Below are 13,560 nucleotides of genomic sequence, written 5' to 3'. Positions count from 1 at the left end.
TGCCGTCGGTGTTCTAGCTATGCCGTTCGCAAACGGGGGAAGGCCATGGACGCCAAGCCAATGTCGATTGGCAAGATTTTGGGCGAGAAGCAGCGCTTCATCGTTCCGATCTATCAGCGGACCTACGCTTGGAATCAAAAGGAGTTGGCTCCGCTCGTAGAGCAGATCGAAGGCAAGGCCGACGAGCTTTTGAAGACGGGTAAGGTGGCGTTTTCGCACTATATGGGCGCGCTGCTTTTGATACCCGAAAGTGGCCCCGCCTTCGGAAGGATTCAGGCGTTCAACGTCGTGGATGGTCAGCAACGCCTCACGACGTTCCACCTATGCGTTGCCGCCCTTCGTGACGTCGCAATCGACTTCGGCTTTCCAGAGATCGCCAGTCAACTTGCCGATCTGATCTTGCATAGCGATGCCACGCCCATGCAGGACCGTGCGACCGAGCGCTATAAGCTGGAGCCGACCACCTACGACCGTGAGCTTTTCCGTCACATCATCGACTTGGATCGGAAGGCTCTCCGCAAGCGATACCCTGATCATTTTTTCAAGAACGGTAAGATCAAGGGAACCGCGCCGGGGCCGCTATGGGCCTACTGGTATTTCTGGGAAGAGGCCGAGGATTACATCACCGAGGGGCGACGTCTTCCGGTTCGGGACGGCTACGATCAGTCGGTCCTGCGAGATCGTCTCCTCGCACTTTCGACGGTGCTGTTCGAACATTTCCGGTTGATCGTTATAACGCTCGCCACCGACGACGACGCACAGGTGATCTTCGAGACGCTAAACAGCGGTGGAAAGCCACTGGCGGCCATGGACCTCGTGCGAAACGACGTCTTCCACCGTGCAAGTCGGCGCAACGAGGACCAAGCAGCGCTGCTAAACCTTCACTGGGCCGAGTTCGAGCAGCCTTTCTGGAAACAAGAACAGACGCAGGGCCGCATTCGAAAGGCGCGGATTGATTTCTTCCTAGCGCACGCCCTCGCAGCCGAGCGTGGGGCTGTGATCTCGCTTGGCGAACTGTTTTCGGAATACAAGGTGTTCGTGTCGGCGAGCAATTTTGAAGATACCGCTTCGGAATTGAAGGCGATCACAAAGTATGCACCGATCTATCGGCAGCTTGTGGAGGCGTCTGACGTCGGGGCACTGCCAAAGCTATCGAGGCGGTTGAATGTATTTGATGTCTCGACGGCTTATCCGCTGGTCTTTGTAATCGCCAATGCGGATGTTGATGACGGGATCAAGTCTCGACTTTACGATCTGATTGGTAGCTACATCATCCGCCGCGCGATTTGTTATCTGACACCTAAGAACTACAACAACCTCTTCGTTGAGGTCGCCGCTTATTTGAAAACGCATGGCGTTTCCGAGGCTTCATTCGCAGCCGTGGTGGAGGCGAAACGCAACAGTGACAGCGGGCGTTTCCCCGACAATGACGAGTTCGCAGCGGCGATCCGCTCCCGACCGCAGTACGGTTGGATTCCTCAGCCCCGTTTGAAGCTCATTCTGGAGGAGTTGGAGTTCGCCATGCGCGACAAGTTCAACGTGCATGGAACGCTTCAAGATGGCCTGAGCATCGAGCACATCATGCCTCAGACGTGGGCGTTGCACTGGCCCCTTCCGAGCGGTGCCATGGCGCCTGCCGATCTAATCTCTGGAGTTGATGAGTCTCTTCGCATTGAAATTGATGCTCGAAAGGCTGTGATCCAGACCCTTCCGAACCTCACGCTACTGACGCCTCCTGCGAACTCGTCCGCCAGCAATTCGGGTTTTGAGGCCAAGAGGCAGCGGCTGAGAGACTCGCTGTTGAAGACGAACATCGCCATCGCCGATGAGCAGGCGTGGGATGAGCAGGCCATTGCTCGGCGTGCCGACACACTGGCCGCAGTCGCCATCTCGCTCTGGTCGTCACCGGTCGGTGATGTTCGTGCTTGAGCCGCGCAACGGGGCGCGACACCGAAGTCGGAATCTCCGCCTCATCATGATCGGCTGGACGTGCATAGCCGTCAGCATCGTGGCCACGACCGCGATCATGGCCGGTGCGCTCTGGGGGGCACATGGCTGACGGTACCTCTGACGACCTTGACGTTCTCGTGGGAGACCCGCTGTTCGTGCGCCTCTGGACGATCCGTCAAGAGGTCGAGAGCGGGCGCGCTGACCCAGAGACGGTCGAACGTTGGGAAGAGCTACGAGAGACCGTCACGGCCATCGTGGACAGCCTGAGAGCCTTCATGATGGCGGTCCCGCCTCATGAGCGGGAGAGGGCGGCACGCGACTGGATTCAGGCCTTTACGGACGAGCATTGGCCGCAGGCGACGCGGCACTGATTGCGGCAGACTCTAGCCGGTACCTAACATCATGTCCTTTCTGGCTTATTGGAAAGGCCTTCAACTCGATCAAGGGTGCCATGCTGCTCAATGCGCCGAATGAGCGACGCGACCATCGCCTGATGTTCAAGTGGCATGAACTCCCATAGAGGGGTGCCGTCCACTCTGGTCACTGCCTTTTTGATCCTACCTTCTGGTGTGATCTGGACGCCAAATGTGCCCATCCTAAAGATAATCGTATAGACTTTCTCTCCATTCCACGGGCCAATTGTAACGCTGTGCACGATGGCTGATAAGGCCGTCCTGAGCTTCGCGCGGGCCTGTTCAGCTATTGCGGGATCGTCAGACTGAGCAGCGTCTCGGATATCCGCAACGCGACGCAAATGTTCAACAGCGTTGACGCGGCCCGAGTAGCGCTCGATATCCCGTGTTTTTTCTTCTAGCTGACGCTGATGTTCGTTTATCTCGGTCAGTAATTTTGCCGCGACCTTCAAGGACTGCGGGTCGTTAAACGTGCTGAGTATTAACTCGCGCCGCTCGACCTTTGCGCTCATGTGTTTTTCGATTTCAGCCTTGCGGATACGGGCTTCCCTAAGCTCTCCGGTAGCTTCAAAAAAGCGGTCGTCGAGAGCTAGATCGATACACAAGTCCAGCGCTGTCTGCTCAAACCTATCATAGGGGTAGTATTGGTTGTTCGTACACCGCTTCGTCGTGGCACTTTCACACCGTAGATAGGTGTAGGTGCGATTTCCTTTCCGCTGTGAGGTCAGAAAAGCGCGCTGATCGCAAACCTCGCAGCGCGTTTTACCTCCGAACAAGTTTCGTCGCTGTGGAGCCGTTTCGCTGCGTCCCTTCTTGCGCCCAGCCTGTTCAGTATGATCTTTGTCTTTGGACTTGCGTACCTCTCCCTTCCACCCGCCCGAGCGACGCTTCCGCGCTCGCATCTGATCTCTGGCTGCGGCAACGATGTCGGCCTCGACGATCCGAGGGAAAAAGTCGTGGATCACCTTTCCCTTGTGCTCCCCGGTCAAGCCGACGAAATCACCCTCTACCGCAGGACTGTCGAGCAGCGTGCGGACTGATGTTCGAGACCACTTGCCGTCCGAATATCGCTGCCAAGCACCCCACGGTTTGTCTCCCCGTGAGTTCAGACGAGCGGTGATCGCCACTGCTCCGAGCCCATCAGCCGACCATTGATAAATCTCGTTGATCGCCTTTTGGCGATCATCGTCGATTATCCAGTCGTTTCGTTCGTCATTTGCTTTGAGCCAGAGCGGAGGGCGATTAGCCAGATTGGTCCACTTGCCCTCTTTTTTCTCTGCATCAGCCCAACGGCGACGCCTCGCCGAGATCACACGTTCTGACTTCTTTTCTGACTCCTCGTGGCCAACAGCCAAAGCCACGGCAGCTTCAATGAAGTCGCCAAGGCCCATATTAGCCGTGAGGATTTTACGCTTATCAGCGATTGCGACCTGCAAGCCCCGTTGGCCGAGCGTGTAGAGCCACGCCATAGCTTCGCCAACAGGTCGCCGCGATAGGCGGTCGAGACGTTCGGCAATGAGCAAAGTGCCCGGTTCTATGTAGCCAATGAGAAAGCCGCCCAACTGAGCGCTAGGCTCAAGATGCTCACCCTTGAAGGCCGACCGACCACGATCCACGAGATGTTCCGTTACGGTCCAGCCTTCGGACTCGGCATAACGTGTGCAGTTTCTCAGTTGTCTGGCGAGGCTGTCTCGGTCGCCTTCGCCTTGCTCGTCATTGGAGAAACGCCGGTAGATTATCACCCTTGGGCTCATGAGACCGATTTATCAGGAGTTCAGTGGATTGCCTAGTTGTGGTCGAGAAACAGCACCCGGAACTGCTCGCGCGACTCGTTGGCCAGGGCCACGCGCACATAGCCCAGAAGCGCCGTCCACGACGAGATCACCGGCCGCTTGGTGATGCCCTCTCGCCCCGCCCGCAGCGTGGCCTCGTGCAGGATCTTCAGATCCACCGCCGCCGTCTCGCCGACGCCCGGCACGGTCTTCAGCTCTTCGACCGTCGCGCCCAGCACGCCTGCGAACGAGCCGAACCGACCCAGCAGCGCCTTGGCCAGCGGCTTGACGTCGCCGCGCGGCAGGCTGCGGAAGAGATAGAGCTCGAGCAGTTCGTAGTCGGGCAGCGCCGCCAGGCCGCCGGCCCTGGCCCGCTCCCTCAGCCGCTCGCGATGGCCGGCATGGTGGGCGGCCACCAGCGCCGCCTTGCCCGGCCGGGCGGGCTTTTCGCCCTTGGCGGGCTCGACCGCCTTAGGCGCGCGCGGCGCGGCCTCCGACACCCTCAACGACTTGCCGCTGACCATCGCGCCCCTCTGCGAGGGTGCGATTAGAGCTTAACAATCTGGAGTTGTCGAGAGCGCGTTCGCCCCTCTATCCAACGCCCGTCATCCCGGACGAAGGGCCGCGTAGCGGACCGCAGATCCGGGACCCAGGAGTCGCCGCAAAGCGCCGGCGACCGCTTGGGTGGAGGATCAATGCGCCGCGCCCAGTCCCCTAGGTCCCGGATAAGCGCTGCGCGCTTTCCGGGATGACGACCTGAATGGAGAGCGAAAGGAAGAAATCAGAACGCCGGAACCACCGCGCCCTTGTACTTCTCCGCCATGAACGCCTTCACCTCCGGCGAGGTCAGGGCCTTGGCCAGCTTGGCCACGCGGGGGTCGGACGCATTGTCCGGGCGGGTGACGAGGAAGTTCACATACGGGCTGGTCTTGTCCTCGATCAGCAGGGCGTCCTTAGCCGGGTCGAGCTTGGCGTCCAGCGCGTAGTTGGTGTTGATCACCGCCAGGTCGACCTGGTTCAGCACACGCGGCAGGGTCGCCGATTCCAGCTCCTTGAACTTCAGGCCCTTGGGATTGGCGGTGATGTCCTTCAGCGTCGAGACAGGGTTGGACGGGTCCTTCAGGGTGATCAGGCCGTTCTTGGCCAGCAGCAGCAGGGCGCGGCCGCCGTTGCTGGGCTCGTTGGGGATGGCCACGCTGGCGCCGGCCGGCAGCTCGGCGATCGCCTTGATCTTCGCCGAATAGGCGCCTAGCGGCTCGATGTGCACGCCGGCGACCTTGACCAGGCCCCAGCCGCGATCGGCGTTGACGGTGTCGAGATAGGGGCCGGTCTGGAAGTAGTTGGCGTCCAGATGCTTCTCGGCCAGCTGCACGTTGGGCTGGACGTAGTCGTTGAAGACCTTGATGTCGATCTTCAGGCCTTCGGCCGCCAGCTTCGGCTTGATGAACTCCAGCACCTCGGCGTGCGGCACGGCGGTGGCGCCGACCACCAGGGTGTCGGCGGCCGACGGCGCGGGCTGGCGATTGCAGGCGGCCAGCAGGGCGAAGGCGGCGAGGCTGAGGAGGGCGGCGCGGCGGGCGACCATGAACGGCTCCGGTAAGTCGATAATTCCGGGAGGGTATTGCGCGAAAACGCCGCCCGCGCGGAATCAGTTTTCCTGAGGCGGGCAAGAGGGCGACGCCCCTTATCTCCCGTCATTCCCGCCCTTGTGGCGGGAACCCCTCTGTCAGCCGCAAAGGCGGTGGGACGGATCGCCCGCGATCCGCCTGCTTCTCAAACGTCAGCGGAACCAGGGTTTCCCGCCACAAGGGCGGGAATGACGGGAGCTTAAAGAGGATGCCGCCTCAGTCGTCGTTGGCCGGGTCTTCGGGCCCCTGGATCGTCCAGTTCGACACGAAGTCGGGGTTCTCCAGCACCTCGCCGTTGGCCAGGGTGTAGGTCCCCGGCTGGGCGGGCCTGATGTTCGAGGTCTGCGGCGGCAGCAGGTAGGTGTCGCCGTCCTCCTCCTCGGTCAGCAGGTCGACGAGGATGCCTTCCTGCGGGTCGGCCGACAGGATGACGCCGTGGAACTGCTCGACCTCCTCGATCTCGCCGTCGGCGTCGAGGAAGGTCAGGCCCACCAGGATGATCCGGCCCGGCAGGGTGTCGGCCAGCGCCTGGTCCCAGTGCTCGGGCGGCGGGGCGGAGAGGATTTCGTCGGTCATCCGGGGTTCTTAAGGCCCGGCATGGCTTGCCGCAATCACTCGAACCGCCGCCCCAACACGCGTCATCCCGGGCGAAGGACCGCGAAGCGGACCGCAGACCCGGGACCCAGGAGACCGGGCGCCGTGATCAGGTTCGCCGCCCCACCGCCAGCCGACACAGTGCGCCGGCCCCTGGGTCCCGGCTCTACGCGCTGCGCGCTCCGGCCGGGATGACGGGGCATGGGGGGGTAATCACCCCAGGCGCTTGGCCCGCGTCAGGTTCAGCGGCGCATAGCCGGCGGCGGCGAAGAAGGCCTGCGCGCCGGCGTTGTCGGCCCAGGCGTCGAGGACGACGGTCTCCAGGCCGAGCGCCCTCGCCTCGCCCTCCAGCGCGGCCAGCAGGGCCGCGGCGATCCCTCGGCGGCGAAAGGCCGGGTCGACCGCCAGGTGATGCAGGTAGAGCCGTCGGCGCACCAGGACGAAGGGGGTCTCGGCACGGTCCTGGATCTCGCCCCAGGCGTAGCCGGCCGCCGCGCCGTCGACCTGCGCCAGCAGCAGGCGATGCGCCGGCCCGTCCAGCGTCGCGCGCAGGAAGGCCGCCAGTTCGACCGGATCGACGACGGGCTTGAAGATCTCGGGCGACAGGGTCGCGTGCAGGGCCTGCACGCCGGCGTTCAGCGCGACCAGGGCCGGGATGTCGGTGTCGACGGCGGGCCTGATCGCGACGGCGCTCACCGGTGCGAGACCTTTCGCACCACCGCGTCGCCGACCATCTGCAGCACCTGCACCAGGATCAGCAGCAGCACGACGGTGACCATCATGACGTCGGTCTGGAAGCGCTGGTAGCCGAAGCGGATCGCCAGGTCGCCAAGGCCGCCGGCCCCGACCACGCCGGCCATGGCGGTGTAGGACACCAGCGCGATCGCCGTCACGGTCGCCCCGGCGATGATCCCGGGCATCGCTTCGGGCAACAACGCGCCGACCACCACCTGGCGGCGCGTGGCCCCCAGGGCGAAACTGGCCTCGACCACGCCCTTGTCGACCTCGCGCAGGGCGGTCTCGACCAGGCGGGCGTAGAAGGGCGCGGCGCCCACCACCAGCGGCGGGATGGCGCCGGCGACGCCCAGCGAGGTGCCGACCAGCAGCACCGTCAGCGGGATCATCACGATCAGCAGGATCACGAACGGCACCGAGCGCAGGATGTTGACCAGCAGGCCCAGCGCCGTATGCGCGGGCTTGTTCTCCAGCATCTGGCCCTTGCCGGTCAGGAACAGGATCACGCCCAGCGGCAGGCCCAGGATCACGGTCAGGACCATCGAACCGCTGAGCATGGTCAGGGTGTCGAGGCTGGCCAGGCCGATGTCGGTCCAGTCGATGTTCGAGAACAGGCTCATGCGCGGCCCTCCAGGCGGTCGACCCGCACGTCGGCGGCCTCGAAGCGGGCGATGGCGGCCTCGACGTCGCCGCCGGTCAGCGCCAGGGTCAACTGGCCGTAGGGCGTATCGCGCAGCTTGTGGATGCGGCCGCCGAGGATGGAGTAGTCGACGCCGGTCTCGCGGGCCACCGCCCCCAGCACCGGCTTGTAGGTGGCCTCGCCCTTGAAGGTCAGCCGCACCAGCATCCCGGCCGGCAAGGCGGTTTCGGCCGCCTCCTCCACCTCGCCGACGAAGCGGCGGGCCGTGTCGCTGGCCGGATGCAGGAACACCTCCTCGACCGGCCCCTGCTCGACCACCCGGCCGCCCTCCAGCACCGCCACCCGGTCGCAGACGCGGCGCACCACGTCCATCTCGTGGGTGATCAGCACGATGGTCAGGCCCAGTTCCCGGTTGAGGTCGGAGATCAGGGCCAGGATCTGCTCGGTGGTTTCGGGATCGAGCGCGCTGGTGGCCTCGTCGCACAGCAGGATCTTCGGCGCCGTGGCCAGCGCCCGGGCGATGCCGACGCGCTGCTTCTGGCCGCCCGACAGCTGGGCCGGATACTTCGTCGCGTGGTCGCTCAGGCCCACCCGCGCCAGCAGCTCGGCCGTCCGCGCCTTGATCTCGGCCGGCGCGCGGCCGGCCAGCTTCAGCGGGAACGCGACGTTCTGCTCGACGGTCTTGGACGACAGCAGGTTGAAGTGCTGGAAGATCATGCCGACGCGGCGACGCAGGGCCCGCAGGCCCGCGACGTCCAGCGCCGCCACGTCGTCGCCGTCGACGATCACCTTGCCGCCGGTGGGCAGCTCCAGGCCGTTGATCAGGCGGATCAGGGTCGACTTGCCCGCCCCCGAGGCGCCGATGACCCCGAACACTTCGCCCTGGCCGACCTCGAGCGAGGCCTCGCGCAGGGCCGCGTGGCCGGTCGCGCCGCGAGCGGCGCCGTAGGTCTTGGAGACGGCTTCGAAACGGATCACCGGCGGCTGGTCCTTACTTCGCCACGGCGGCCGGAGCGGCCGCGCGCGGCGGGGCGTTCTTGACGTAGCGATCCATCCAGTCGGTCATCTCCCACAGGGTGTGCATCACCGACTCCCGGGCGCGATAGCCGTGGGCCTCGTAGGGCAGCACGGTGTAGCGCACGGTGGCCCCCGCCCCCTTCAGCGCGGCGTAGAAGCGCTCGCTCTGGATCGGGAAGGTGCCGGAATTGTCGTCCGCCTGGCCGTGGATCAGCAGGATCGGCTCGTTGACCTGCTTCACATAGGTGAAGGGGCTCATCTTCGTATAGGTGTCGGTGGCCTGCCAGTAGGTGCGCTGCTCCGACTGGAAGCCGAACGGCGTCAGGGTGCGGTTGTAGGCGCCCGAGCGCGCGATGCCGGCCCGGAAGAGGTCGGTGTGGGCCAGCAGGTTGGCGGTCATGAACGCGCCGTAGCTGTGGCCGCCCACGGCGATGCGGTCGCGGTCGGCCACGCCCAGGGCCACCACCGCGTCGACGGCGGCCTTGGCGTCGGCCGTCAGCTGCTCGACATAGGTGTCGTTGGGCTCGGCGCCGTCCTTGCCGATGATCGGCATGCCCGGGCCGTCCAGCACCGCATAGCCCTGGGTCAGCAGGAACAGGTGGCTGGCGCCGCCCGGACGGGTGAAGCGGTTGCCCGCGTCCACCGTCTGGCCGGCCACCGAGGCGTCGGTGAACTCTTCGGGATAGGCCCACATCAGCATCGGCAGCGGGCCGTCCTTGGCCTTGTCGTAGCCGGCCGGCAGGTACAGGTCGCCCGACAGCTTCACCCCGTCGGCGCGGCTGTAGGTGATGGTCTGCTTGGTGACGCCGGCGAACTGCGGGGCGCGGTCGACAAAGGCCGTCAGGGCCTTGCCATTGCCGCCCTTCAGCGGCTTGACGAAGTAGTTGGGAACCTCGTCCTTGCTCTCGCGGCGGGTGATCAGGGTCTTGCCGGCCTCGTCGCCCAGGGCCACCGGGGCCTCGTAGTAAGGCGCCTTGGCCTGCCAGATGCGCGAGGTCTTGCCGTCGGCCAGGTTCATCACGCCGACGAAGGGATACTCGCCCTTGGCCGTGGCGCCCTCGCCGGTGACGAACACGCCCTTGCCGTCGGGCGTGAAGTGCATGACCGCCTCGCCCTGGGCGTTGCGGCGGCTGACCACGTCGCCCGGATCGCCGTAGCGGTCCTGGTAGTTGCGCTCCAGCAGCAGGCGGCCCGCGCCGGGCTTGGACGGGTCGATCGCCAGGCGCTTTTCCTTGCGGTTGTCGAACCAGCGGCCGGTGACCAGGGCGAAGTCGCCGCGGCCCCAGTCGATGCCGGCATAGCGCAGATCAAGATCGATCAGGGTGATCGGGGCGGCGTCGAACGGCGCGGCCTGCATCAGCACGCGGTCGTGGATCTCGACCTTCTTCTTGGGATCGCCGCCGTCCTGGGCCTCGGCCCAGACCAGGGTCGAGGGCGCGTCGGAGCGCCATTGGGCCGAGCGCGGGCCGGCGACCACCGCGTCGAAGGCGGCCGGCAGGTTGTCGGCCAGCGGACGGTCGGCCAGGGTCTTGACCAGCTTGCCGTCGGCCGCGTCCAGCACCTGGATCTCGGTCGGGAACCGGCTGGCCGGCACCAGGTAGCTGTAGGGGCGCTTGAGGCGGGTGACGAGCAGGTAGCGGCCGTCGGGCGAAGCGCCGAAGCCGCTGATCACGCCGGGCGCGCCCACCGGGACGGTCGCGCCGTCGGCCAGGGCCACGCGGGCCAGCTGGCTGGTGAAGTAGTGGTCGAACAGGGCCTCGTCGTGGGCGTTCGCCAGCAGGTCCTGATAGGTGCGGATGGCGGCGGTGCGGCCGGCGGCCTGCTGCACGATCGGCCCCTCGGGCGCGGCCGGCTCGGCCGGGGCGGCCCCGCGGCCGGCGGGGACCTGGCGCACGAGGAAGCCGCTGTCGTCGGGCAGCCAGTCGTAGCTGCCGCCGAAGGCCGCGTTCAGCACCGGGCCGGTCAGCTTGCGCACGCTGGCGGTCTTCAGGTCGGCGACCCACAGCTCCAGGCCCGCCTGCGCCTCCATCACCAGGGCCAGGTGCTGGCCGTCCGTCGACCAGCGCGGCTCGATGAAGCGCGCGCCCTTAGGCAGGGCCACCTGCCGCACCGCGCCGGTCTTCACGTCCTCGAAGGCCAGGCTGTTCATCCAGTTGGTGCGGGCCTCGATCGGGCCGTTGGTGCGCGGATTGATGCGATAGCCGCCCAGCCGCAGGATCGGATCGGCCACCGCCCGGATCGGCGGCAGGTTCTCGCGGCCCAGCAGGGCGACGGTCTTGCGCTCGGGGCTCAGCGTGACGCCCGGCGTCGGCGCGGCGTCGAGGATCTGGGCGATCGGCGCCGGCGGCGTGCGATAGGCCTCGCCGGCGAACGCGGCGCCCGCGCCGCAGGCCATGGCCGCCACGGCGGCCGAAGCGGTCAGCGCCAGGACACGGCGCTTGAAGCGATTATCAAACATGAAGCCCCCGGAAAACGCGTGGAAGGGGCAGCAATAGGCGCGCTTACGGCTCAGGTGAACGGGAAAGTGCGCGCCGGGCGGGATATCGGTGGTTGGGGGGTTTTGTCATGAGATGGCGAACTGCGGATCAAGTACGCCATGCGGCGATGCAACACCGAACCTCGCCCAGACTACAGGCAGACAGCTCAAGCCATCCCGTCTCGACGCCGCGATGCGCCATAAACTGCCGTTGGCGGAGCCCCAGGAACCGGACACTGGAGGTCACGCTCCTATCTCCCGGAGACGGCACGTTCGGGTGAACGGCTGTCGATAAACTGCAGATCGAGGTGCTCGAACCGCAGGGCGTCGAGTAGGGCCTGGGCGTTAAGGATCGCGCCTGGCGCATGGGCGCCGCTCGCTGAAAAACCCGGCCGGAGCATCTGACCTAGCGCCTCGCAAATCAAGGGCGCGGTAAAGGCATAGATATCTTGCCCCTGAGCGATCACCGAACGTCTCTCCGCGCCAAGGCTGGCCGCCACCTCGACAATAAAGCGCTGGGCCGAACGCCCTTTGTCGTCGATGGCTCGCGGCGGCGGCGTACTCGGGTTGCGCACATCCTGCAGCGCGTTGTCGCTGAGATAGGTCCGTAGCGACGTGCTGCTCAGATGTCGCGAAATGACGATCACTTCCGAGAACGGCAGTTGGACGACGCGGCGCTCGCCAACAGCGCCGGGGAACTTCCAGAGACGCTCCTCCGCCGGAGCGCTCACCGGAACGAGCTTTCCGTCCTCGACGACAAGCCGCGCGGCCGTATTGCGTTGACCCGTAAGACGCGTGCCCCGGGTCGGCAGCCAGCTGTCGAGGCCGATCACGACGTCGATGACGTCAGCATGGGCCCAATCCCGCAGAACGACGGTGGCGAGTAGATCGGCGAACCCGCCATAAAAGCCCATGGCCGGAATGACCGTCACGCCGGCCTCGCGGGCAGGTCGATCATAGGTCTCGAACGTCGCGCGAGCGCTCGGCTGCTCGGCGGTAACATCCAGATAGTGCGCGCCACAGCGTAGGGCCGACGAGATGACCGCGCCCGCGGTGTCGAGAAAGGCGCCGGCGCAGTTGATGACGGCCGCGACGCCTTCGAACGCACGATCAAGCGCGGCGGCGTCTTGCACCGCAGCCACCCGCAAAGCGACGCCCGCAGGAAATCCAGCCGCTTCGAGCGAAGCAATATCGCGTCCCACGGCCAGCGGGCGATAGCCTTGGCTGATCAGTTCGCTGACCACGAAGCGCCCTGTATGACCGGCAGCGCCATAGACAGCGACCTCCGCCCCTCCAAATCCACCGACCTTGCCCATCGCAAGCCTCCATTCGCTACAGACCTGTCTGTAGCTACATACAGGTCTGTAGCGTGTCAACGCGGTTCCTGCTATCCCGATCTCCAGAAGGAGCAATCAATGCCGGAGTTCCCTGCCCTCGACGTGCGCGAGAAGATCCTGGAGACCGCCTCCGATCTCTTCTATCGCCAGGGCGTGCGCGCGGTTGGTGTCGATTTGGTCGTCAAGGAGGCGGGCGTCGCCAAGACCAGCCTCTACCGACACTTCAGCACAAAGGATGATCTCATCGCCGCCTTCCTCGACCGKGAAGACGCCGACTTTTGGGGGCACTGGGACAGTGTCGCCCTGGGACATCCGGGAGCGCCGCGAGCGGAACTCGAAGCTCACCTCGATTGGATCGGCGCACGAGCCGGCCGTCCCGGTTATCGCGGTTGCCCCCAGATCAACGTCGCGGCTGAGTTTCCAGAGGAACACCACCCCGCCCGACGGGTGGCGGCGGCGCACAAGCTGGAACTGCGCCGGCGCCTCACGGCCATCGCCGAAGGCTTGGGCGCCCTCTCGCCCGGGATGCTCGGCGGCCAGCTCGCCGTCCTGATCAACGGCGCGTTTGTTAGTTCGTCGATCTTCGAGCCGGACGAGGCTCCGCACCTACTACGCTCGGCCGCCGATGCACTAGTGGCGAGCCATTCCCCGAAAGGTTAGCGATCCCGCTTGGCCTGTCGCGACAGTCCCATCTCCGGCGGCGCTGCGCCAGTTGCAGACGTTGGCCTGACTCCATAAACGCGACATTGCCGAGGGGCACATGGAAACGTCGGCTGCGGGCACCCCCTATTGCACGTCGAGCTTATGCCACTTCGCCGCACAACCATCCCGCTCCAACCCGCCCTAGTCTGTCAAACGGCGTTGAAAATTGACCCCCTATCGGCGTCCAAAATTGACCCCTCTGTTGGTTGTCCTGGGCTGGCGGCGAGGCGCGTAGCCATCAGCTAGCGCAGCGCGTCGCCGCCGGGTGAGCTGCGTGAGATTCAGCTGCCCGGAGG

General features: G+C 65.3%; 11 protein-coding genes and 1 pseudogene. 3 read left to right on the top strand and 9 right to left on the bottom strand.

The features are described 5' to 3' along the window. The first annotated feature begins 45 nt into the window (after positions 1 to 45). Together AC1DCG_RS20140 and AC1DCG_RS20135 are read left to right on the top strand one after the other, a co-directional pair. Positions 46 to 1,929: a DUF262 domain-containing protein gene (locus tag AC1DCG_RS20140; RefSeq protein WP_477030715.1), complete on the top strand. Its 1,884-nt coding sequence runs from the start codon at positions 46 to 48 to the stop codon at positions 1,927 to 1,929. Between the two features lie 122 nt (positions 1,930 to 2,051). Then, complete coding sequence (locus AC1DCG_RS20135; protein WP_477030714.1) at positions 2,052 to 2,321, top strand: hypothetical protein; 270 nt, start codon at positions 2,052 to 2,054, stop codon at positions 2,319 to 2,321. A gap of 29 nt (positions 2,322 to 2,350) precedes the next feature. Here AC1DCG_RS20135 and AC1DCG_RS20130 read toward each other — a convergent pair whose 3' ends face one another. The 9 genes and pseudogenes from AC1DCG_RS20130 to AC1DCG_RS20090 all read right to left on the bottom strand — a co-directional run bounded on the left by AC1DCG_RS20130 (position 2,351) and on the right by AC1DCG_RS20090 (position 12,541). Further along, the gene (locus AC1DCG_RS20130) at positions 2,351 to 4,105 is read right to left on the bottom strand and encodes a recombinase family protein (protein WP_477030713.1); all 1,755 of its coding nucleotides are present in this window, start codon (positions 4,103 to 4,105) and stop codon (positions 2,351 to 2,353) included. 53 nt (positions 4,106 to 4,158) lie between these two features. Then, positions 4,159 to 4,659: pseudogene (locus tag AC1DCG_RS20125) on the bottom strand (UPF0758 domain-containing protein); the annotation flags it as partial. Positions 4,660 to 4,916: 257 nt separating this feature from the next. Further along, positions 4,917 to 5,720, bottom strand: a complete 804-nt coding sequence (locus AC1DCG_RS20120) for a MetQ/NlpA family ABC transporter substrate-binding protein (RefSeq protein ID WP_477030712.1) — start codon at positions 5,718 to 5,720, stop codon at positions 4,917 to 4,919. Positions 5,721 to 5,979: 259 nt separating this feature from the next. Beyond that, positions 5,980 to 6,339, bottom strand: coding sequence for a hypothetical protein (locus AC1DCG_RS20115; protein ID WP_477030711.1), 360 nt, complete (start codon positions 6,337 to 6,339; stop codon positions 5,980 to 5,982). 231 nt (positions 6,340 to 6,570) lie between these two features. Further along, entirely contained in the window at positions 6,571 to 7,053 is a 483-nt protein-coding gene (locus AC1DCG_RS20110; protein ID WP_477030710.1) for an N-acetyltransferase family protein, read from the bottom strand. After that, positions 7,050 to 7,712 (bottom strand): methionine ABC transporter permease, encoded by a 663-nt coding sequence (locus tag AC1DCG_RS20105; RefSeq protein ID WP_477030709.1) that lies wholly within the window; start codon positions 7,710 to 7,712, stop codon positions 7,050 to 7,052. The genes AC1DCG_RS20110 and AC1DCG_RS20105 overlap by 4 nt, the downstream gene beginning before the upstream one ends. Then, on the bottom strand, positions 7,709 to 8,710 hold the full coding sequence (locus tag AC1DCG_RS20100; protein ID WP_477030708.1) for a methionine ABC transporter ATP-binding protein: 1,002 nt from the start codon (positions 8,708 to 8,710) through the stop codon (positions 7,709 to 7,711). The genes AC1DCG_RS20105 and AC1DCG_RS20100 overlap by 4 nt, the downstream gene beginning before the upstream one ends. Positions 8,711 to 8,723: 13 nt before the next feature. Beyond that, positions 8,724 to 11,207, bottom strand: a complete 2,484-nt coding sequence (locus tag AC1DCG_RS20095; protein WP_477030707.1) for a S9 family peptidase — start codon at positions 11,205 to 11,207, stop codon at positions 8,724 to 8,726. Positions 11,208 to 11,476: 269 nt separating this feature from the next. Next, positions 11,477 to 12,541: a saccharopine dehydrogenase family protein gene (locus AC1DCG_RS20090; protein ID WP_477030706.1), complete on the bottom strand. Its 1,065-nt coding sequence runs from the start codon at positions 12,539 to 12,541 to the stop codon at positions 11,477 to 11,479. Between the two features lie 99 nt (positions 12,542 to 12,640). Here AC1DCG_RS20090 and AC1DCG_RS20085 point away from each other — a divergent pair, with 99 nt between their 5' ends. After that, the gene (locus AC1DCG_RS20085) at positions 12,641 to 13,222 is read left to right on the top strand and encodes a TetR/AcrR family transcriptional regulator (protein ID WP_477030705.1); all 582 of its coding nucleotides are present in this window, start codon (positions 12,641 to 12,643) and stop codon (positions 13,220 to 13,222) included. The last annotated feature ends 338 nt before the right edge of the window (positions 13,223 to 13,560 follow it).

This window comes from Caulobacter sp. 10L414 (assembly GCF_056395525.1).
The sequence above is the reverse complement of the archived record's forward strand: the minus strand, read 5'-3'. Positions and strand labels throughout refer to the sequence as shown.

Bases quoted from the DNA above. Each gene is read 5' to 3' on its own strand.
- AC1DCG_RS20140 (WP_477030715.1), top strand. From the start codon at position 46: ATGGACGCCAAGCCAATGTCGATTGGCAAGATTTTGGGCGAGAAGCAG.
- AC1DCG_RS20135 (WP_477030714.1), top strand. From the start codon at position 2,052: ATGGCTGACGGTACCTCTGACGACCTTGACGTTCTCGTGGGAGACCCG.
- AC1DCG_RS20120 (WP_477030712.1), bottom strand. From the start codon at position 5,720: ATGGTCGCCCGCCGCGCCGCCCTCCTCAGCCTCGCCGCCTTCGCCCTG.
- AC1DCG_RS20115 (WP_477030711.1), bottom strand. From the start codon at position 6,339: ATGACCGACGAAATCCTCTCCGCCCCGCCGCCCGAGCACTGGGACCAG.
- AC1DCG_RS20105 (WP_477030709.1), bottom strand. From the start codon at position 7,712: ATGAGCCTGTTCTCGAACATCGACTGGACCGACATCGGCCTGGCCAGC.
- AC1DCG_RS20095 (WP_477030707.1), bottom strand. From the start codon at position 11,207: ATGTTTGATAATCGCTTCAAGCGCCGTGTCCTGGCGCTGACCGCTTCG.
- AC1DCG_RS20090 (WP_477030706.1), bottom strand. From the start codon at position 12,541: ATGGGCAAGGTCGGTGGATTTGGAGGGGCGGAGGTCGCTGTCTATGGC.